Here is a 21,833-nt window from a genome sequence, read left to right on the forward strand (position 1 = left end):
AGTGTTTAAAAGGCACAGGAGCTTTTCAAAAGCTCTTTCTTTTTTATGTATCCTGTCTTTAGTTTTGAGCCTTGTTCCACCAGTAGGGATATGGCAAAGTGTTAAGGCAGACGATACTACACTCTACAATGGCGGAATCGATAGTTATAATGGGCAAGGAAGAAGTTACTGGTTACAACAGGCGGACAAGGGTTCAGGAACTATACCAGATAAAGTTTTTATAAGCTCAATCAACAAATGGGTTTACTTCAACTGCGAAATCTACGCAGAGCGCAGAGATATGATAGTGTATGGTGAACCATGGGATGTGCCAGATAACAACTTTGTTTGGAACTTCAAAGAAGACCCCAATGGTTACTTTCATAAAAACAGAGATGGTACAGGTCCACGTGGTTGGTTCAGATATGCTGGTTATACTATGAACGGTGACCTTTTTCCAGACAAAGAATTTCCAAACGATGGTGATGGAACACAACCAGTAGAATATGCCAACGTTCTGACATGGTCAGAAATCAGTCAATTGGATAACTTTACAAAATCAAAACTTGCTGTAGCAGGATATGACCCGAGTAAAGTTAAGGATTATCAATGGGATATCGTATGGAAGTCAAGGGATAGATTGAAGGATTTAAAATCAGGACAGAGTCTTGGTGAACTATTTTCCCAGTTCAGTAGCTATACATCACCACCGGATGAGTTCAAACAAAGAGCAGTGTTTAAGGGTGTAGACAGCCAGGGAAGTGCTGGTATTGTAATTGTTCACAGGAAAAACGGTGGGCTCTGGTACAGAACATACTCCGGTATGGTGATAAAACAAGAACCATCAAAACTTTCTTCAGTCTCAGTTTCAATAACACTTGATTCGTACTGTTATCTTGTAAAACTTGACCAGAACGGGTCTGTGTTAAAATATGACCCTGCAACAAACATGCCACCAAGTGTGAATGTGTTTATCACAGGTAAACTTACGGACAATCTTGGTTCAAATGGCGCAGACCCTTATTATGAAAGCCTTGTAACGACAAGAAACGATGTTACAAGTTATGCAACTATCATTAACTATTTTAAAATTACACATAAAGATCCAGAAACAAATAAAGATATAACGATAGATTTAAAAGAAGCAAGTCCCAATGCACTTATAGGAGAATATGTAAATGCGGTACCTGTGTCAAAGGATAGTAATGAAGTAATGTTCAGGACTGTTTCACCAGGGATTTCAATTTCTATTCCGCCAAACATACTGGTTCCCGGTGACAATACAGTAACAATCTCAGGTAAAGTAAGAATATATCCAAAAGATGGAAGACCTATTGATGCATCTAATTCAGCTTCTACATCATTTACAATCAAAGTTCAGCCAAAGTTATCAAAACCACAGCTTCAACTTTCAGTAACTCCTTCTTATAGCGAAGTTGTAATCTCAAACGGGCAGTACAACCCATCAACAATCCAGCACAAAGTAAAACCTGTAAAGGTCTGGGGTATGACAGTTCCTGCTGGCTGGAAGGTTGTCAGACTTGACTTTGTGATTGACAAAGATGTAAACAGGGTTCAAAGCGCAACAACACCGGATTATAGCGAAAGCTATGATACAACCGCTACAACCATCACAAGCTTTACACAGAGCAAAACTTTTGATTACAACACAACATACATCCAGCCGGACAAGGAAGGTACACCGGCATACTACGGCAAGGTCAGGTACGTTTTGAAAGACCCAAACGGGAATTTGCATGAGTCGCCATGGTCAGATGTGGAACCTACAAAGGCTACGGTAAAAGCGGTACTTGCAGACCCCACACAGCCAACAGTCAATGCAATGTCGGATGACAAAATCACTGTTACAATGACATCAGGCACATCATGGACACCTGCCCAGGACACAGTCACAATCAAAAACATTATCGCAAAGGTATCAAGCCCGGGTGGGTACACAATAACAGGCTGGACAATCAAGATAACACATAAAAGGACAGGAGCGTCTGTTACTGTTCCGGCTGCTTCTATCTCATACAATTCAAACAAGACACAGGCAACAGTTGCAAGCCAGAACATCACAATCAACACAAGCAAAGATGTAACAAGCGAAGATTTTACTGTTGAAGCAACAGTGAACTACTCAAATAACAGGACAGCAACGGCAACCACAACTGTGTCTGTACCAGTAGAGGTTATAAAGCCAGCTCAAGCGCCAAGCATAACGCTTTCGGCAAGCCCATCGTCTGTTACAGGAGGTTCAACTGTTACAATTACAGTCAGCGCAAATGCGTTTGTTAAAAACCCACCAAGACAGATAAGAAGATGGGCAGTATATATCAGAAAATCGGACGTGACAAGCGACCCGAACGCACAGGTATTGTATCAGGACACAAGCGCAACAAGCGTAAATGCATCAAGGACATATACAAACTTCAAAGTACCAGCAGGACCAGGCAAGATAACCTTTGTAGGTCGTGCAAGGGTATGGTACAGTGGCGATCCTGATTCAACATATTACGATTCAGACCTTGCACAGGTGGATGTAATGATAGACCAGCCACCGAAACAGGTCGGTGAAGTAACATGCGATGGTCAGATTTCACCATCAACAGCACAGGCAACAAAAAACCCGTTCAAAGGAACAATAGACCCACCGACAACAGATGTACAGGTAGGTGTCAGCGCATCAATATCATCTACTGGTGGCAAGACAATTTCAAAATGGGAAATTTACTGCAACGGCGATTTGATAAAAACTATTACAGGCAACAACACATCTGTTTCAGTACCGCTGGGAGCGAAAACGTATACAGTAAACAATGACAGTTCACAACTTTTTACATTCAGAGCAGTGGTTACATTTACAGATGGAACCACAAAAGAAGGAACGGATACTGAAATATTTGGAGCACAGCAAGTTACACTGAGCAATAATCCACCATACATCTGGGTATCAGCAACACCAAAGGTTGTACCACAGGGTGATGATGTGTATATAACAACTTCTTATTATGACCCTGATGCACCACTGGGTGACAGTATTAAGGATGTATCAGTTACTGTAACACCACCTGGGGATTATTTCGATGGTCGTTTGTTCTGGTCGTCAAATGTTGGTTCATATACAGTCACGGCAACTGTAACAGACAGTTTGGGTTTAGGTGCTACAGCAACTGATTCATTTTCTGTTATTCCTGCAATTCCACAACCCAAACTGTACACGTTTGGAACTCTGAAAGAAAACCGAAAGGTTATTTTAGACGGTTCATACAGTTATGCAGGTTCAAAGCGTGCACAGATTGATTGGAGCAAAGCAAAATGGACAATAACACCGGCAACAAGTGATATAGACCCGACAAGTATAAAAACTGTAGAACCACTAGAAGGTTCATCAAAACTCACGTGTTTGTTCAAGGAAGCAGGTAGGTACAAGGTTACTCTTACACTTACAAACAATTATGGCAACAGTGCAACTGGAACATGGTATATAGAGATTAAGCCGGACGAGCCACCAGTAGCAAGTTATACCTGCCCAACAAAAATAATTAGAGACCCGAATGATAGCTCAAAAGCTACAGTCCAACTCACCAGTAACAGTTACAGTCCTGATAACGACGTTGTAGCAAAACATGCTTGGCTTTATGCGTGGGATTCTAATAATGACGGTAATTTTGACGACGAAACATGGTATGCACTTAAATCTGATGGAACATGGCAGCAGATAGACTTATCAACTTTTGACATAGACAATTCCGATTGTGGCAACCTAACAACAGTTGCTTTTAAAACAAACAACGTTGGTAAGTATGAGGTGAAATTAATTGTCAAGGAAGAGTTTGGGCAGGAAACCATACCGCAGTTTGTGACAACTAAGGATAGGAAATCAGCACAGGTAGAGCAAATTGTTGAAGTTATCAATGTTGCTCCAATGGCAACTCTGAATACAAGCAAAGTAGAAATTAAAAAAGTCAATATAACTGTTCTTACTGACAAGACAGAAAGTGCATACAACCAGATAGTAGGTAAACTCAATCAACTCAAAGCAGATCTATATCCATATGGTGTATATGTCAATATCAATAGCTATGATGGAACCAATACAACGCAGAGTGTTGGTAATACTGAAAAAGCATATTCATGTGGACTTTTAAAGAGCTGGTTAAACTATGATTTCGATGATGTAATCGCAGCTTCAAATACATTCCCTAACGGATGTGGTATTGGTGTGGGCGTTAAAAATGGAACTTACTCCGTCTTTAGATATAATACATGTACTAAAGAAGTAAATGTAATGGCTACTTTAACAGAAAATATAAAAAGTGTTAAATTTCTGATTGATAGAAATGGTTTCTTTACCGCAGCTTATGTTCTAACGACAACTGGTAATTTATATCAGTGTCTTTACTCCGATAGGATTGCTTCATTAATTGGTAGTCAAATTGCAGGACCATTGAACTATCAATTTATTCTTATGGGAACAGGGATACAAGAAATTGAAATACTCTGGAGAGATAATTATCAAGGGCCAGGGCCAGGGTTTAACAGTAATACTCGAGGTGACTTTCATTCAAGTATAATTCTCAGATTTAAAAAGAGTACTGGTTATGGAAATGTTGAAGTTTATAAAATTCGACACCACATAACTGATTTTTGGTCAAGTAGCTATGAAGATAGGAATACTTTTCTCTTCTTTGGGTCATGGTATTATTCACCGAACTACAAAACTTTTACCTATAGCTACGATGCTGAATGGAGTGGATATAGCAGTAGGTTTTACGAAATTTACGACAGTATAAGTCCCTATGGTACGGTGGATTTAAACAATTGGTTTATCTCCCATTACACTGATTACTGGCCATATTTCTCGGCTGTTTTAAAAGATAAGTATGGCGGATTCTGCAATGATACTATATATGACTATAGTTCTGATTATCCAAGAATAAGTTCATCCGACCTGAGCAAATTCGTTTCACTTGTGCCGTTGTATGATTATAGTACCTCATCAAATTCAATTACAACCAGTGTTGATTTTAACTATGACCCTTCTAACCCTATGTGGGTAGCAAATATTTCAAACTGGTTTTTAGAAGAACCCAATAGTAGTGGTTGGATTTATACCGTAAGACCTTATTCAGGCTTCGTACAATCGCTGTCACAGGTTATACCAAAAGCAGTATTAGGCAGTAGCAAATGCTCAACACTGATTGGTGGAGGATATATAGACCAGAACAATAAATACTCATCTTTCAGTGGTTACTATACAAAAGAAAACATAGCCGATATGTATATATCTAATGCAGATAAAGGATGGATAAATAAGTCAGGTTCTCTCGTTTTCCGCTCAGGAAATACTATTTACAAGACATTAGCCGGCGGTTACCCATATGCAATAGGATACGTTAATATTCCTGTAGTTTCACTAAGTGTCGCACCAATCATAACTAATTACAAAGAAGACTGGGACAACTACACAATTTATGTATCTGATACGCAGGGGTCATCAGGAAATTGGGGTCAGTACTTTTCGTTTTGGAGTATTGACAAAATATTGTTAAACTTCATGACACGTAACAATATTAAATTCTTTGGTGTTACACCGTCTACAAACTTTGATAAACTTTATTTCCAACAACAAGTAACTTTAAGACAACTTGCCAATGCAACCGACGGTAAACTCTACGACTCGGCAGGCAATGCAATAGCAGTCCTTGACCAGGCACTGAACGACATCAAAGCAAAATACACCAATCCGCAGATTACACCTGACCCGTTATATGTGCTTGCCGATGAGGAAAAGATCATCTACTACCCATACTGGGAGGATTATGAGAATGATGCTATTATCAATCAGAGATGGCGTTATGAACATGATGAAACAGTATTTGATAACTCACAGGGTAAAGCAGAGTTTGACAGCACATGGCTGAACGCACCGATTGAGGTATTCACAAAACCGGGCAAGTACACAGTAACATTCCAGGTACAGGACTCACCACCACCGTCTACTTCTGACTTCGATGAGTACAAGCTCTGGAGCAAATTAGAACGACAAATGATATTGTATGTGCACAGACGACCAATAGCAGACTTCACAGCAACCTACAACAAATCTATCGGCAAGCTGACAATCACCGACAAATCTTATGACCCTGACCACCAGTACAACAGAAGCGACAAAGGTATAATCAACTGGCACTGGCAGTACAAGACAATAGATGACAGTACATGGACAGACACAACACTTGCTAATTTGCAGAACATGACGCTGCAGAGTGGCAAGATATATCTTATCAAACTTGAAGTTCAGGACTGTGACGGGCCAAACGGTGTTGGTGTATGGAGCAAACCCAAGATTGCAATGATTGACCTGACTACCAGCAACAATCCACCAGTAGCTGACTTTGTAGTTGACTCTGAAATACTCAAGGGCAATCAACCAAGCAACCTGCAGGACAAGAGCTATGACCCTGACGGTGATACCATCACAGCATGGCACTGGTGGATTTATAACAGCGATGGCAGCACAAACAAGGACTTTGGTGAAGCGACAAACAATAATATCAGCACAGTTAAGAGCTACATTGCAACAATGCAAGAAGGCAGTTATAGACTCTCACTGCAGGTTAAGGATTCCAACAATAACTACTCGGCTGTTGTTTCTAAGTGGTTCAAAGTATACTCTACAAGCAAGGACACAACACCCGAACTTGTAAACAACCCACCAACAGGAACATTTACAATGACAATCACCGACCACAGAACACGTTTGAGACCACAAACAACATACAGTGACCCTGACGGCGACCCGAAAAACGCTGAACAGTGGTATATCAAGTTCAACGGCCAGACCCAGTATTTTGACAGGTTACCAGACACACTTGAAGAAGCAGGCTACACATACGATGGAACATACGAAATAGGCTACAGAGTACAGGACAATCCAACATCAAGAAGCACAAAGTTGAAACCGTTATGGAGCAACTGGTATGTGCAGACGTATTACATCAGCACACCTGTTACAATCAATGCATGGTTGGAGAAATTTGAGAAGCGAGCAAAGAACAGGGCAGAAGCAGAAATGCTTAAACAGCGCACAGTAAAAGCAAGTGAAATCAGAATTGGTGAAGCACTCATTGTGAAAGCAAAAACAACAGGTTACGTCGAAAAGATTGAAGCATGGTTCGACAGGGTAGAGACAACAGTTAAAGGTCAACGAGTTACAAAAACAATAACCGGCTACTGGGAAGCAAGAGATTCTCAGGGCAATCTCACGGGAACAATGCAGCTAATAGACCTTCATACATGGTTAATACCGGACAAGACCGGTGCACCATACCTGAACACCTGGAGTTCTGATCTGGATGACAAAAAACTAATGGTACGATTTAGAATCCATCATTACAATTCATGGGCAATTGAAAAGTTCCCTGCTGCAGCACAGCACAATCTGTGGGATGGAGTTTACCGCTGGTCCGACTGGACTAAAGGCAATACATTTGACTACAATGAAATGCTCCGGCTTTATGGCAGACCTTCATACTTTCTGTCAAACAACAACCCACCCGATAAACTGTATATAAAGGTCAGAGCATACAGAAAAAACGCTGATGGTTCATATAAAACAACAGATGTGGACCTATCAGTGCTGGTTAAGGGTGAACTGCAATACGGAACAGAAATTATAACTCCTTAAAAAAACCACTTGCATTTTCCTTTGCAGTAGTGTATAATAAGCTTGTAATTGTTAGCAGAAGTGTATAAAAAATGTGTCTACAAAAATGTAAAAATAGAAATTAAGCCACAGGGATAGTTAAAAATCTCTGTGGCTTTTTAATTTTTTAAAGGAGGTGCACTGGAATTGGTAGCAATAGCAACAGGCATACCTGAAATAGATAATCAGCTTGTGCAAAAAATACAGGATTCTCAGATTGTTTATTACCGGGAATATCTGCTCAAGAACGAATTTGAAGCGGTGATTGTTTCACCGCATTTAGAAGGTTCGATACCATTAGAGGATACAATATTTCAATTAAGAAGTAAAAACACAAGGATAATTTTTATACTGTTTGCTGACATAGAAGACAGAGCAGAACTGGTCAAGTTCCTGATCACCTGCGGGGTGTATGATATAATAGCAGGTTCTGCAACGATTGAGGAGATAGTTAATATTTACAATAATCCGCGTACATTTGCAGATATAACACCAATATATCTAAAAGTGAGCGGTGCAAAAGATATTGCGGTAACAACGAAACAGGTTCAGCAGGAAACAGAACAGGCAGATTATAAAACCACTTCACAGGAAGTTGAGAAGATAGTCGAGAAAGTGATTGAAAAAGAAAAGGTAGTTGAGAAAGAGAAAGTAGTTGAAGTAGAAAAGCCGGTATTCATCCAGCCGGTAACAGTTGGTGTCTGGAGTCTTGACAACCCGCACCTGAGCGCAAAGTTCAGCATCGAACTTACAAAAGGATTCGATAGTTTCCTTACCCAGAAGCGCATAAAAAGCCAAATTGCTCTTGTTGACTTTGAAGAAATAACACCAAGAATACCAGGTATTCTGAAAATTCAACCCTGCAATGTTGATTACATTGTTAAGATGATAAACTCGGGAGATTTCACCCAGGAACTTTTAGAGAAACACCTTGTAAAACAGGGCAATTTAAAGATCTTTTCGGGCATAGACGATGATGTATTCTTTACAGTCAATGAAAAACACCTGTTAGCAATCCTCAGACTGATTAACCGTACAGCTTACACAGTAGTAAACGCAGGATATGGTATATGGACAAGCGGCGTTGTAACAACATTCGCTGAAAGCAACAAGATACTTGTACTTGTTGAAGCTACAAAATTCAGTGTCGTAAAGACATTAAAGATATTGAACAAACTGGAACACATGTGGGGACTTGACAAGTCAAAAATCCACATATGCCTGTTCGGAGAAGGTTTGACAAGTGAAATAGACAGAGGAATTGTAGTTGATATAGCAGAACAAAACAATTTTAAATATGTACACTCAATCCCGGCTAAAATGAACAAAGCGCTGCCAAAACTGATTGAAACGTTGATAGGCAGGTGATGATCAGTGATAATCAATCCGCTGCATGTGAACCTTCGCATTGATACAGAAGAACTTGAAGAAGAAAAAATAACAGAGATAATTCAGGAACTCATAAGACGTCGCCCAGAGGTGATTGCTGCAAATGAACTGCAACTTGCAAACCTGAGCAGTGAAATTCAAAAAATCATAGCTGAAAAGGGATTCAAAAAGATAAGCGTCAAGGACGTCATAAACAACATGGTTGGGTACGGGATACTGCAGGATTTGCTTGAAGATCCGGAAGTTACAGATGTTTTTGTCAATGGTCCCGACTACATCGCATACAAGAAAAATGGCATTGTCTACAGGACAAATAAAAAGTTCAAATCTAAAAAACAGTTAAGAGAATTCATAAAGCGAGTTGTGGTTTTAAATGGAAAATGGATAAACGAGAATGAGGCAAAAGTAGTCGTATCCGACCCCAGACAAACACTCAGAATTGTTGCAACCCTGGAAGTGCTAACTCTTGATACACCGGTACTGAGAATCAGAAAACCGCCTACCAGCAGAACACTTGACCAACTTGTCGAATTAGAAGTATTAACACCTCAGCAGGCCAACCGGCTAAAAGATTTTGTAAAGAAAAGAAAAACAATTGTTATAGCCGGTGCACCTGCATCGGGCAAGACTGCTCTGCTCTCCGCACTAGTCAGGGAAATACCCGAAATCGAACAATACAAAGTAATACAAGAAAGTGCTGAAATTCCAAGAGTACACGATAATTCATGGGTTGAACTCATAAGACAGACTGAAAACCCCAACATAAAAGATTACTCGCTGTTTGAACTTACAAAGATAGGACTTCTGGAATCCCTTGACAGGATCATCATAGGCGAAATCAAAGGCAAAGAAGCATACGAATGGATAATGGCAGTATACTCTGGTATGTGGGGTTCTATGACAACAATACACTCTAACTCAGCAGAAGAAGCAATTGAAAAACTGATAATACTCATGAAAATGGTTGACAATGACTTGAGTGAAAACTTCTTGAGAAATGTTATACTACACTCAGTGGACTATATTCTGTACATGGAAAAATTTAAACTAAAACAAATCTATCGGGTCAGAAAAGAGGCGAATAGCTGTGCTGAAGAAGTTCTGGATGTATTACAAACGCAGGGATAAATTTCTGCGGTACACAATCAATAACTTCCTGTTCTTTGAAGTCTACTTTGCAGTTCAAATTGCAGTAACAATAGGACTTTTTGCATTTGGAATTCGTTACAGTATCCTGCAGGGTATTGGTCTTGCGGTAATAGGTTTTATGTTTCTTTCTTTCCTGTATGACTATCTGGTAGCAAGAGCAAAGGATAAGCTAAGCCAGGGATTTATAAGTTTCCTGTCCACATTTGCAGGTTTTTACGCCATCAACAAAAACGTTATGAAAAGCCTAAAAGAAACCTGCCACTTTATCGATGAACCTGTAAGAGGAATAGTTCTTAAAAACCTGCTCCTGTATGAAAAGGGACAGCTGGTATATGAAGAACTGTTTGCCCGTATGGCAAATGAAATAGACATCAAAAGCTACAGGAATTTTTTCATGCTACTTTTGACAGCGGACACAACAGGCGCTGATATCACAAGCATAACACGAAGGCTTATTGGTACAGAGCAGGAAAAAAACAGAGCAATGGTGCAGCTCAGATCTTCCATCAGTTACGGACTTATAATGATTTTCATCATGAGCATTATTACACTCTACATGTTCAACAATGCACTTTCAACACAGCAGATAACACAGGGTATAACTCCAGCTACGTTTGCATTTGTAATGAGTGCAGTGATATTTGCACTGCTGCTGGGGAAGGTAATGTCAAAATGGCTGGAAGGAGAGTGATATATGTTGATACAAAAATACTTTCCACTGGCAATCCAGGTAATAGTGTTGGCTATAATGAGCATGGTCCTATACAATATAATCGCAGAAAAGAAAATAGCAAGTCTTATTGACACCAGAAACAAACCAAAAAGCTTTGACTATCAGAATTTAGCACTTCCACTCACTGTTATTTTTGCAGTGGGTGGATTTTTATTTGCCAGACTTGTTCGTGCAGAAGGGCTGGTAGCTCAGGTTTTACTTGCAGTAGGCTTTGGTATAGTTGGGCACGAACTACCAAAAGAGTACGAAAAAGCCCAGAAAAACAAACTTCGTTCAAGTATTTCAGACATCGCACTCATGTGCGAATTGGGATTAAAAGCAGGTTTAAGTCTTGACAGGATTTTTACTGTCATTGCCGAAACAATAGTGGAACCACGATATAAAGATGCTTTTTTGCAGACCGCTGCAACATACAAAACAACACACGATGTTGAAGAGTGTTTCCTGATACTGAAGGGAGAACTGGAAATTCGAGAGTTGGAGATTTTGAAGCGAGCACTGCTCGAAGTAGAGAAAGTAGGACTTTCAGGGATACAATCACTGGAAGTGTTTGCCCAGGTTGAGACCATGAACAAAATAGAGCAAATCTACAAAAAGAGCGACAAAGCAAGAACTTACACTACTTATGCAATGGTTGCCATGGTATTTGCCCTTATCAGTATTTACTTCTTCCCGCTGTTTAAGCTGGCAACTGATACGCTTAACCAGATACTGGGGAAGTGATGAAAGTGTCAAGCAGCAAGAGAATGTATCAATTAGCCATAGTTGTCTTTACATTTTTGCTTGCTTACATTTTGCTCATGATACAGGCAGAGTATCACATACAGAATGACACGTTCTGGCACTTGAAAGCCGGTGAATACATGGTAAAACACAAAACAATACTTACTCATGATGTATTTTCATGGACTGTTACAGGAGCACACTGGTATTCTCACGAATGGCTGTGGGAAGTTATTGCCTATATCGTTTACTCCAAACTTGGCTTTACGGGATTGTTTGTGTTTGACTTTTTGCAAGTATTTTTGATTTTAATGCTGGGGTTTGTGCTGTTTAACAACACACCATCTTTGGTTATATTTTATGCAGGAATGCTTATGTATACAACAGCAGGTTATATATGTGCAAGACCTCATGTTACGGGATTTCTTATCCTTTTACTGATGCTTGCAGTTTATTATAAAGTTAGGAACGAAAAAATTGGGTTTATGCTAATGCTTTTTCTTTTCCTGCTCTGGGCAAATATACATGCATCAGTGGTACTGGGTATAGGAACTTTGATTTTGCTGGCAATTTTGGAAAAGAGAAGATTTGCTATGTTACCAGCAGCATTTGTTGGTTCTCTTAGCAATCCCCACTTTATAGGAATATATGTTTACTTTTTCAAAACGGTTTTTGCACAGGACATGACAAAGTACATCAATGAGTGGCAATCACCTAACTTTCATGAAATGGTAATACTATTTTTTACTCTTGCAATGATTTTAGTATTTTTCTTTGCAAGAAACAGTATTAAAAGTGAAAAAGATATTATATGGTTTATGCTTGGGCTTGCAGCTTTTTTAACAAGTGTAAGGAATATTTATATTTTTTCAATATTTACTGCTATAGCAGCAAGAGATGTAACTTTGCAGGATGAGAGAATAGAAAAGATGCTAAAGAAGTTTGTAATTTTTGCAGTGCCCATTTTATTGTTGACACAAATACACATTATACTGCCGAATGAAAAGTTTTTCGAAAATGCAATTTCAGACATAATGCCTAAAAAGGCGGTCGACTTCATGATAAAAGAAGGGCTAACCGATAGAGTATTCAATGAATACCACTATGGCGGGTATTTAATATGGCGTGGTGTGAAATGTTCAATTGACAGCCGTGCTGACCTTTATTACTTTGCAAACAAGAAATTCTGGGATGATTTTATTAATTCCACGCTGCTTTTAAACGAAAAACCGGAAGATGTGCTTTTCAAAACAAAAGTCAGGTATGTATTGTTCCCTGCAAATTCTGGTTACATCAAATACCTGAAAGCAAAAAAAATAGTGAAAGTTTTGTATCAGGGCAAAGAAGCAGTTTTATTAGAACTGAAAGACTCTCTCAACTAAGCCTTTTTATTTTTTAGGGGGATTAAAATGGACTCTCAGGAACTTGCAAAGACAAATGAACTTTACAACAGGCACTGGTGGTTTCTCGGGAAATATAAAATAGTACACAGACTTATACAGAAATATATCAAAACACCCTATACACCAAGGGTGCTTGACCTTGGATGTGGTCCGGCGTATTTTGCAAGGTTCTACCAGTACACTGGCATCGACCCGAATACAAATATTGATGCGCATAACATCATAAAGGCACGGATAGAAGATGTTGAGCTAACCGACAAATATGACGTTATACTTGCCCTTGATGTGCTGGAACACTTAGAAGATGACAGGATAATACTCCGATATCTGAATGAAAACTTAAAAGACAATGGTATTGCAATAATCACAGTACCAGCACATCCATGGCTATTCTCTGAACATGACAGAGTATGTGGGCACTACAGAAGATATACAAAAAAACAGCTCAAAGCCTTGCTGAGAGAGTTTGAGTGCAGGATATACTATTACAACTCATTGCTGTTCCCGGTGGAAGTTTTGTACAGGCTAATTACAAAAGGCAAGAACAACTTAAAAATATTGCCCGGCAGTCTTAACAGACTGCTGTTTTTTATACTCTCTATGGAATACTATTTGCTACCTGTTTTACCGATGGGACTTTCACTTCTGGCAGTTGTCAAAAAGAAAGGGGGTGAATAAGGTGAAAGGTACTATAGTAGTACCAGCATACAATGAATTTTTCAGGATGAGTCTTCTGTTTCCACGATATTATGAGTTGACAAAACAGTATGAAATGATACTAGTAGATGACGGGTCAAACGATCAAACATATAGAATTGGAGAACTTCTTGGCTGGCATATAGTACGATTGCCCAGAAACATGGGGAAGGGGTTTGCAGTAAGGGTGGGTGTTTTAAAAGCATTAAGTCTGAAACCAGCACCTGAGTTCATTGGATTCACCGATGCTGACCTTAGTGTATCACCCGACCAGTGGGGAAAACTTATTGAAAAACTCAAAGACTTCGATATTGTTATAGGTTCGCGTTCTATGCCTGATTCAATTGTTCACAGAAATTCAGTGAGAAAACTTGCAAGCAAAGTTTTTTCCACAATTGTGGATGAAGTTTTACAATTACAAATCCACGATACACAATGCGGTCTCAAATTCTTCCGCCCAGAAGTTGCAAAGTTGTTGTTCACTGAACCGCTAATAGCTAACAGATTTGCATTTGACGTTGAGATTTTGCTTAGAGCGAAAATGCTTGATTTCTCAATTGCAGAAATAGGTGTAAACTGGCAAGAACAAAAAGGCAGTCATGTAAAATTAAGAACCACGTTTGAGATGATAAAGTCTCTTATTAAACTTGCAAATGCCTACAATGGGCTCAGCCCATTGGAATATAAAAAAATTATCCAGTCAAGGAGAGTGATGTAGATGAAAAAAATTGCTGAAGTGTTTAAAGACAACTCCGGTGTCTCTGAAATGATGGGTTCGGCTTTTTTACTGATATTTGTCGTGCTTGTTATGGCAACACCACTCAAAAACCTCGGTACTACTATCAGCGGTGGTTACAACACGCTCAATACCAAGATTCAACAGCAGCTCAATCAAATTCCATAATGAAAGGGGGTAAATTGGCATGTTAAGAAGAATTGCTGAAGTATTTAAAGACAAATCAGGCGTTTCTGAGATGATGGGCAGTGCGTTTTTATTAATCTTTGTTGTGCTTGTTATGGCTACTCCGCTTAAGAATTTAGGTACAACAATCAGCAGCGGTTACAACAACTTAAACGTCAAGATACAACAGCAGCTCAATCAAATTCCATAATGGCAGGGTTGTTCCTTTACCCTGCCTTTCTTTTTCTGAGAAAGCCTATAAAAAGAAGGTGGTAAACGTTGAAAATTGTTGCGCTTTTGAAAGACAAAAAAGGTAATTCAAGCGTAATTTCATTCCTTATTGTCCTACCGCTTATATTATCCCTGAGTTTCAATCCAATTTTAATGTATCTGGACGCTCAAAAGTATCAAAAGCTTGACCATATTGTGCAAAAATACCTGACAATCATGGAATCAGAAGGTGGATTAACAACTTCACGCTACATTGAACTTATCGAGAACCTGACATCCATAGGCTGCGACATGAGCAAAACTACAATTGACTACACACCTTACCCGGTAGACTTTGGCAATGAAGTCCGTCTTGGCGTCACAACACAAATGAAACTGGTCAGGATTTCTATCTTGAGGGCAGGTGGTGCAAATGTGCAAACAATCACTGCCAAAACTGGTCCGTATTACTCGGTGTCTAAAAAGAACATTGGCGAATAAAAATGGAGATTCAGCACTGGTACTCGTGTCTGTACTGCTTTTCACAATCATAATTCCTCTTTCAACCTATGCCATGAACTCAACAATTCTGCTTACCCAGTACGACAAGATAAAACAAACAATAAAAGTATCAGCTATGGGAGCACTTTATAATGTTTCTCAGGAAACCATACTGTATGACACAGGTAAACAGGCAGTTGCAGATAGCTTCGCAAGCCTGTTCAAGAAAAACTTGCAAATAGACAGCAATGGCTACTCAAGGATTTTAACAACCACTCAACCCATTACCATACAGGAACTGGTGGTTTATGACGCAGGTGATGTCCCGACAACCTGTCCGCAGGGTGCTGAAATACTGTTCCCTGCAATACATGTTGTTGTCAGTACACAGCTTAAAGATTGTTTTGGCAATCCAAGAGATGTTTTGATACACAGCGATATAGACATATTCGAGAGGTGAGATAGTAAATGCAAAGTTTGCTGTCTTTGATTCTGGCAGTTGCAATTACAGCAATTGCTTCATACTATGACATCAAAACACGGCAGATCCCCGACTGGATTTGGGCTTTGACAGTCGTACTGGCAATTGCAATCTGGCAAAAAAACCTTCTTAAAAATGGTAACTTAATGGTTGCTGCTTTGATTTTTATATGCCTGTTTTTACTTGCATACTACAAACTGCTCGGCGGAGGTGACTTGAAACTTATAAGTGCTCTGGCTCTACTGGTCGGTGGAAGTATAACCGCTGCTATTGCAGCCGGTACGCTCTTACAACTCGGATTTGCATACTGGAGAATGTTGAGAACAGGTGAAAACATGTGGAGACAGCAACTGCCACTCATGCCGTTTGTGCTCTTTGGCCTGGTGGCAGTTGTGATAATAAATCTTTTCACAAAATACCACTTTGAAGGAGGTAGTTTTTAAATGAGAACAGTATTGTTTAATCTCAGTCTCATTTTAGCAGGCTTCGGATTAGGGATTTATACATGCGCAGCAATACTTTTTGGGTCTGCAAGTCCCTTTGACGTTATGAAAAAGGAAGGACATACAAAACTGGGCAGTATTAAATCGCTTTTCTGGCTTGCAGTGGTATTTGTTGCTGTCCTGGTTGTCATTTTGTCAGTTGTCAAAAAGTAAGGCAATAGGTACAGGGGGAAAGACTCCCCCTGTAAGTTTTTAAAGGGGTGTGTTTATATGCTGAAAGTAAAGCAGTTTTTAACACGGGCAGTGTATGTGTTCAAGGACAGAAACGGTGCAAATGAGATAATTGGGTCAGCCCTGTTGATGGTATATACCGTATTAGCAGTTATACCCTCTGTTATGGGTTGTGCTAAAACAATTGATGCTGCGATACAATCACTGGATAATCAGTTGAGTTATTATCTGACAGAAGGTGTAACACAAAACACAACTCCAGGTGGCGGGGGAGGTTCAACCAGTCAGAACACTTATGTTGTAAATCTTACACTTAACCAGTCACCAATTATCATACCAAAACTACAAAATGGAGGCGGTTATATAAGTTTCAGTATTCCACCGGACGTTCCGCCTAATGCAATAAAAGTAGAGGTTGAATTTACGTTTGATTACGTATTTTATGACCCTGTAAATCAAAATATAGTTTACGAGCAGGGGACAAAAACTGTTAAGTACGGGTTTGATTTTCTTGATAACTCGTCATACTATGAAGATTCATTTGACTTTTCGCCAAATTACTTTGATGTCACAGGGAATTTTGACCCCTATATGGTTTTCTATGATACTGGGACAAACAGGTATACTGTCACAGGTGCTCTTTCTATTAATAATTCTTTATGCGAAGATTCACTAAAAATAATACCTAAGTCTGGATGTATTACTTTCTATTATCATTAATTCAAATAGTAGTGCATAAAAAAGGGGTGACGTTTGTTGAGACTAAAAAAAATAGGACTTTTCTTCGTTTTCCTTGTCTTAGCAACTGGTCTGGCCTTTGGAGAGTATTACCTGCTCACAAATATAGCAAATAAACCACAATATCAGCTAATAATTGTAGCCAAACAAGATATACCAGCAGGCGCTCAAATCACACTTGACAAATTATCAGTAGCACGAGTAGATATCCAGACGCCAATCCATGCTGCTAAAACCAGAAATCAAATATTGGGTAAGTATGCTCTATATGACATCAAGGCAGGTGAACCAATTATACCAGAGCACCTGACAAATTTGTCTGTAAATACTCTCGCAAATGGAATGAAATTGACAACTGTTAGAATAGACCCAGTTCCATACGATTTTTTAAACATCGGGGATGAAATTGAGCTGGGGTGTGTGATTCAAAATAAAACACTCTCCTGGCGTGTTAGAGTAATTCAAGTTTACGACCCAAACTTTAGAGATATACGAAGTGTCAAGGAACAACTGCAGCAGACAAATGCAGCACAGCAAGCACCCGCATTGATGATTGGCTATCTGGCTGTTGCAGGTGATGACTCAACAATAAAAACCCTAAAACTTGCTGAACGGCAGGGAATTTTGTTTGTGATAAAAGGAAAATAAGGAAAGGAGAGAGTTTGCATGAACAAATGCTTGTTTTTTGGCAGACTCACAAAAGACCCTGAAGTCTTTACAACACAGAATGGCAACAAACTTGTCAGGATAACAATTGCCATGGACAGAACAGTCAAGGGAGAGAAAAAAACTCAATTCATTCCATGCATAGCATTCGGGAAAAACGCTGAACTGATTGAACAACACTATAACAAGGGACGTGAAATTTTAGTTGAGGCAAGAGCTGAAAATGCCAGAGGAAAAACAAAAGACGGTGTGGAATATCCTACTTTCAGGTTTGTGATTGAGCGTTTCTGGTTTGCAGGTTCTAAACTTAAACAGCAGCATGAACAGACTGCAGTAGCAGAAACAGTAGAATCCGAAATTTCTGAGGATGAACTGGAAAAGGAACTGGAAGAGTTCTTCGAAGAAGATACAAACTTTGAACCACCAGTAGAAAACGGTGTTATCACAGCAGAAGAAGATCTGCCATTCTAAGCAGGGTTTTAAACCCTGCTTTTTTTGTTGTTGTCAACTTTTTTGAAGGGAGTGCAAAAGATAATATGCAAACAACTTTGAGTCTTCTTTTACAGAATATGAGCGAGAAAAACGCAATCCTTCTTACCCATTCGTTAAACGTTGCAAAACTGTGCACTATAATGGCAAAAAATCTGGGAATGGATGAGGAATTTTATTATACTGCAGGACTGTTGCATGATGTTGGAAAGTTGCTTGTTCCCAACGCACTTCTGGATAAATCCATCACAATAGGGAAAGAAGAATTAGAAATTCTCAAGAGCCACAGCAAATGGGGTGCAGAAATCTTGAGACTGCTGGGGCTTGAACAGTTCTCAACAATAGCCCTGCTTCATCATCAGGACACTGCAGATTTGCCACTGTCTGTACAGATTGTATCGGTTGCAGATAAGTTTGAAGCTATGACTTCTTTGTGGCGGCAGTACAAAAAGCCTGTAACAGCAAAAGAAGCAATTGATGAACTGTGGAGAATGCAAATATTTCATCCAACAGTCATAGAAGCTCTTGCAATTGCACAAATGGAACTCATAACAAAAAAGGAGAACTAAAGCCGGAGGGGGAAATATGAGAGGCTATACCCATTTGGCTTTTGCTTTAGCAGCAGCCAGTAGTATACAAGTGCTTACTCATAAAGATGTTCTGTCACTGCCAGTAATGGTAGCAGGCATATCAGCACTCCTGCCTGATATAGACCACACGGATTCGCTACTGGGAAGAAAAATAAAGCCAATTTCATGGCTCATAAACAAACTGCTTGGGCACAGGACAATAACACATAGCCTTGACTTTGCAATTGGTCTTTGTGTGATAATACTTTTGACTTCAAAATTCAGCTATTGGGCTTGGATGTTTGCACTGGGATATATCACTCATCTGCTGCTGGATAGCCTAACCAGGACAGGTATTAAACTTTCTATGCTTCGACAAAATTCGACAATCGGGTTTAAACTTGTTAAAACAGGCGGAGTTGTGGATACCGCAATCTTTATCGTTTGCTTGCTCATTTTGAGTTTTTTATAACAAAACAAGCCTGAAATACCATTTATACCGCTGTTTTTAAGCACGTCCTTATTTGTGGGGCGTTTTTTATATTGTCTGTGTTGCTGGATGTTCATTGTAGGGCAAAATAAATCGTTTTCAAGGGGGTTTAAAAAGTGTATTATAGAACAAATACCAGAAGAAGAAAACTTGTAGACCTACTGAAAAATCCAGTTGCTATAGCCCTCCTTGGCTTTTTTCTCATAATAGTTGCCTTCCTTGCCGTAATATACTCTTTTGCTGAAGAGAAAAGTATTTCAGAAAAGCTCACAAAAGAGCAGAATGAAAGGTTGCTTCGTGAAATTACAGAAGAGATAAGAAAACTCAATGGTAATCTTCACGATTACAATGGAATTGACGAAGACTTAATTCTTACCTATCCATGGGTGATTGCATATTACAAATACCTCGTCCTTTCAAGTAACATGGGGCTACTGGAGAAAAAGGACTTGGAGGAAGTTATGAAAGAAGCTACAAAGAGAGGTATTAAAAATGTTACAGAAGATGTAGTGAGAAAGCTCCTGCCAGAAGTTTACTTTCGCAAATGCAAAAATGAACTTTTGAGTATAGCAAGAAGAATGCAGCCACGATTCTTTTATATCAAGCACAATATTACAACAGAAACTACAAAACAGGTTACAAAGCAAAAGACAAGAACGTATACGTATACGGTTGAAAATGAAGTATACGACCCTCAAACTGGTCAAACCGAAAAAGTAAGTTCTATTAAAACTCAAACTGTCAAAATAACATGGGCAGAAAAGGTAAAAGTGACAGAAACACAGCCTATTTTCCTTTTAATTTGTGCTGATACAATCAAAAACCGGTTTACTGTTTCATACAAACTTCAAAAAACCACAACCACATACCAAAACGACCTGCCAGTATCAGCAAGTGTCTATGACGCTGGCAAACTTGAACTTGATTTTGATCCAAAGAAAATAATTGAACAAAAAGAAGCAAAAAAGGCGAAGGATTTAAACATCAAAACAAAATATGAAATTGTCAGCAATCTTGATAATACAGGAAAAGTTAAAAAAACTGTAAAAACAGATGTACTTGATCCGGGCAACCAAAATCCTTCTGTTTCACTTCCGAAAGAAGCTAAAAATGTTTCATATACTGATTCTCAAGAGGTAGTCTTAAAAGAGGAAACACTGCAAAAAGTCCAGACTATGCCTGTGATTGACAGCACGTACAATGTTGATGCAGAGTACAAAAGACTTGATGAAATGATTCTTGAAGACAACAAAAACGATGATGTTGAATTTTCTAAAAAACTTATCATATACACAGCAATGACTTATGAAAGAGGTGACAAAGATTTTGGATGGCTGTTTGAAGATGTAAAAGAAAACATTTTTGGCAGACCAGAAGTTGTATCAGTAAGTTCGCTTATTCAATATGTACCCAGAGAATACGAAAAATATTTTGAGGAAGCTGAAAAGATACTGGGTATTCCCTCGTGGTTTTTGGCTGCAATTGCAGCAAGAGAAAGCTCATTTAACCCGAAGGCAAAAGCCAAAAACAAAGATGGTTATGCATGTGGACTTATGCAAGTGCAGCAAATCTACTGGGACGACCACGTAAAAGACTTCAAAGCACGCTACCCCAACATCGACATTACAGGTGATATCAATAACCCACGTGACCAGATTCTGATAGGTTCATTTGTCTTTAAAAGCTATCTTGGTGGTGCACAAATTGACTGGGCGGGAAGCGGATGGCAGGAAGGTGTAATACCAGCATTGGCAAGCTACTGGCTTGGTCCTGAAGGCTGTAAATCAGATGCACCGGACTACAAAAAGACACGCACATACTATGCACCAAAACTTATTGCTCAGGCAAGACTCTTCAAGTTCAGAAGCTTTGAAAAACAACATCCAGAGTACATGCCAGTAGATAGCAAATACATGATAATAACAAGCCTCTTTGGGCTGAGAATTCATCCAATCACAGGCAGGGAGAAAATGCATACTGGCGTTGACATTGGAGCTCCAGTGAACACTGATGTGAAAAGTATAATAGACGGTATAGTTGAGTTTACCGGAGCTATGCAGGGTTACGGAAACACTGTTATTGTAAAGGGCACTCTTTCAGGACAAGAAATAGAGGTATTGTATGCACACTTGAATTCAATCGTTGTTGAAAAAGGACAGGCTGTCACACAGGGACAAGTAGTTGGCGGAGTGGGTTCAACAGGGTGGAGTACTGGCCCGCATCTTCATTTTGAAATCAGAATTGCAGGACAGCCTGTTGACCCGTTTGAAATTTTGCAGTAGCTTGTAAGATAAAAAATAAGAAACTGGTGCAAAGGAGAAAAACATC

The 21,833-nt window shown here is 39.3% G+C and carries 20 protein-coding genes; all 20 read left to right on the forward strand.

The window, feature by feature from the left end; translation table 11 throughout:
* The first annotated feature begins 1 nt into the window (after position 1).
* Positions 2 to 7,675 (forward strand): Athe_2463 domain-containing protein, encoded by a 7,674-nt coding sequence (locus tag CALKRO_RS03350; RefSeq protein WP_013429706.1) that lies wholly within the window; start codon positions 2 to 4, stop codon positions 7,673 to 7,675.
* A gap of 165 nt (positions 7,676 to 7,840) precedes the next feature.
* On the forward strand, positions 7,841 to 9,061 hold the full coding sequence (locus tag CALKRO_RS03355) for a hypothetical protein (protein ID WP_013429707.1): 1,221 nt from the start codon (positions 7,841 to 7,843) through the stop codon (positions 9,059 to 9,061).
* 6 nt (positions 9,062 to 9,067) lie between these two features.
* Positions 9,068 to 10,210, forward strand: a complete 1,143-nt coding sequence (locus tag CALKRO_RS03360) for an ATPase, T2SS/T4P/T4SS family (RefSeq protein ID WP_013429708.1) — start codon at positions 9,068 to 9,070, stop codon at positions 10,208 to 10,210.
* Complete coding sequence (locus tag CALKRO_RS03365) at positions 10,170 to 10,922, forward strand: hypothetical protein (RefSeq protein WP_013429709.1); 753 nt, start codon at positions 10,170 to 10,172, stop codon at positions 10,920 to 10,922. Before CALKRO_RS03360 ends, CALKRO_RS03365 begins: the two co-directional genes overlap by 41 nt.
* Positions 10,923 to 10,925: 3 nt before the next feature.
* Positions 10,926 to 11,687 (forward strand): hypothetical protein, encoded by a 762-nt coding sequence (locus CALKRO_RS03370; protein WP_013429710.1) that lies wholly within the window; start codon positions 10,926 to 10,928, stop codon positions 11,685 to 11,687.
* The gene (locus CALKRO_RS03375; protein WP_013429711.1) at positions 11,687 to 13,069 is read left to right on the forward strand and encodes a hypothetical protein; all 1,383 of its coding nucleotides are present in this window, start codon (positions 11,687 to 11,689) and stop codon (positions 13,067 to 13,069) included. The genes CALKRO_RS03370 and CALKRO_RS03375 overlap by 1 nt, the downstream gene beginning before the upstream one ends.
* Before the next feature lie 27 nt (positions 13,070 to 13,096).
* Positions 13,097 to 13,768, forward strand: a complete 672-nt coding sequence (locus CALKRO_RS03380) for a class I SAM-dependent methyltransferase (protein WP_013429712.1) — start codon at positions 13,097 to 13,099, stop codon at positions 13,766 to 13,768.
* Between the two features lies 1 nt (position 13,769).
* Positions 13,770 to 14,504, forward strand: a complete 735-nt coding sequence (locus CALKRO_RS03385) for a dolichyl-phosphate beta-glucosyltransferase (RefSeq protein ID WP_013429713.1) — start codon at positions 13,770 to 13,772, stop codon at positions 14,502 to 14,504.
* Positions 14,505 to 14,690 (forward strand): hypothetical protein, encoded by a 186-nt coding sequence (locus tag CALKRO_RS03390; protein ID WP_013429714.1) that lies wholly within the window; start codon positions 14,505 to 14,507, stop codon positions 14,688 to 14,690.
* A gap of 19 nt (positions 14,691 to 14,709) precedes the next feature.
* Positions 14,710 to 14,898 (forward strand): hypothetical protein, encoded by a 189-nt coding sequence (locus CALKRO_RS03395; RefSeq protein WP_013429715.1) that lies wholly within the window; start codon positions 14,710 to 14,712, stop codon positions 14,896 to 14,898.
* A gap of 68 nt (positions 14,899 to 14,966) precedes the next feature.
* Positions 14,967 to 15,398 (forward strand): hypothetical protein, encoded by a 432-nt coding sequence (locus CALKRO_RS03400; RefSeq protein ID WP_013429716.1) that lies wholly within the window; start codon positions 14,967 to 14,969, stop codon positions 15,396 to 15,398.
* Positions 15,388 to 15,858, forward strand: a complete 471-nt coding sequence (locus tag CALKRO_RS03405; protein ID WP_083789242.1) for a hypothetical protein — start codon at positions 15,388 to 15,390, stop codon at positions 15,856 to 15,858. Before CALKRO_RS03400 ends, CALKRO_RS03405 begins: the two co-directional genes overlap by 11 nt.
* Before the next feature lie 8 nt (positions 15,859 to 15,866).
* The gene (locus CALKRO_RS03410) at positions 15,867 to 16,322 is read left to right on the forward strand and encodes a prepilin peptidase (RefSeq protein ID WP_013429718.1); all 456 of its coding nucleotides are present in this window, start codon (positions 15,867 to 15,869) and stop codon (positions 16,320 to 16,322) included.
* Positions 16,323 to 16,535, forward strand: a complete 213-nt coding sequence (locus tag CALKRO_RS03415; protein ID WP_013429719.1) for a hypothetical protein — start codon at positions 16,323 to 16,325, stop codon at positions 16,533 to 16,535.
* Positions 16,536 to 16,592: 57 nt separating this feature from the next.
* A complete protein-coding gene (locus tag CALKRO_RS03420) occupies positions 16,593 to 17,273 on the forward strand; it encodes a hypothetical protein (RefSeq protein WP_013429720.1) in 681 nt (226 codons plus the stop codon).
* Between the two features lie 36 nt (positions 17,274 to 17,309).
* Complete coding sequence (locus CALKRO_RS03425) at positions 17,310 to 17,939, forward strand: SAF domain-containing protein (protein WP_013429721.1); 630 nt, start codon at positions 17,310 to 17,312, stop codon at positions 17,937 to 17,939.
* Between the two features lie 18 nt (positions 17,940 to 17,957).
* Positions 17,958 to 18,428 (forward strand): single-stranded DNA-binding protein, encoded by a 471-nt coding sequence (locus tag CALKRO_RS03430; RefSeq protein ID WP_013429722.1) that lies wholly within the window; start codon positions 17,958 to 17,960, stop codon positions 18,426 to 18,428.
* A 65-nt stretch (positions 18,429 to 18,493) separates the two neighbouring features.
* The gene (locus tag CALKRO_RS03435) at positions 18,494 to 19,015 is read left to right on the forward strand and encodes an HD-GYP domain-containing protein (protein ID WP_013429723.1); all 522 of its coding nucleotides are present in this window, start codon (positions 18,494 to 18,496) and stop codon (positions 19,013 to 19,015) included.
* A 16-nt stretch (positions 19,016 to 19,031) separates the two neighbouring features.
* The gene (locus CALKRO_RS03440; RefSeq protein WP_013429724.1) at positions 19,032 to 19,487 is read left to right on the forward strand and encodes a metal-dependent hydrolase; all 456 of its coding nucleotides are present in this window, start codon (positions 19,032 to 19,034) and stop codon (positions 19,485 to 19,487) included.
* 134 nt (positions 19,488 to 19,621) lie between these two features.
* Positions 19,622 to 21,787, forward strand: coding sequence for a M23 family metallopeptidase (locus tag CALKRO_RS03445; protein WP_013429725.1), 2,166 nt, complete (start codon positions 19,622 to 19,624; stop codon positions 21,785 to 21,787).
* Positions 21,788 to 21,833: the final 46 nt, after the last annotated feature.

This window comes from Caldicellulosiruptor kronotskyensis 2002 (assembly GCF_000166775.1).
Classification (GTDB): domain Bacteria; phylum Bacillota; class Thermoanaerobacteria; order Caldicellulosiruptorales; family Caldicellulosiruptoraceae; genus Caldicellulosiruptor; species Caldicellulosiruptor kronotskyensis.

Coding starts and splice junctions, on each gene's coding strand:
- CALKRO_RS03370 (WP_013429710.1), top strand. CDS start 10,926: ATGTTGATACAAAAATACTTTCCACTGGCAATCCAGGTAATAGTGTTG.
- CALKRO_RS03375 (WP_013429711.1), top strand. CDS start 11,687: ATGAAAGTGTCAAGCAGCAAGAGAATGTATCAATTAGCCATAGTTGTC.
- CALKRO_RS03380 (WP_013429712.1), top strand. CDS start 13,097: ATGGACTCTCAGGAACTTGCAAAGACAAATGAACTTTACAACAGGCAC.
- CALKRO_RS03390 (WP_013429714.1), top strand. CDS start 14,505: ATGAAAAAAATTGCTGAAGTGTTTAAAGACAACTCCGGTGTCTCTGAA.
- CALKRO_RS03395 (WP_013429715.1), top strand. CDS start 14,710: ATGTTAAGAAGAATTGCTGAAGTATTTAAAGACAAATCAGGCGTTTCT.
- CALKRO_RS03410 (WP_013429718.1), top strand. CDS start 15,867: ATGCAAAGTTTGCTGTCTTTGATTCTGGCAGTTGCAATTACAGCAATT.
- CALKRO_RS03415 (WP_013429719.1), top strand. CDS start 16,323: ATGAGAACAGTATTGTTTAATCTCAGTCTCATTTTAGCAGGCTTCGGA.
- CALKRO_RS03420 (WP_013429720.1), top strand. CDS start 16,593: ATGCTGAAAGTAAAGCAGTTTTTAACACGGGCAGTGTATGTGTTCAAG.
- CALKRO_RS03430 (WP_013429722.1), top strand. CDS start 17,958: ATGAACAAATGCTTGTTTTTTGGCAGACTCACAAAAGACCCTGAAGTC.
- CALKRO_RS03435 (WP_013429723.1), top strand. CDS start 18,494: ATGCAAACAACTTTGAGTCTTCTTTTACAGAATATGAGCGAGAAAAAC.
- CALKRO_RS03440 (WP_013429724.1), top strand. CDS start 19,032: ATGAGAGGCTATACCCATTTGGCTTTTGCTTTAGCAGCAGCCAGTAGT.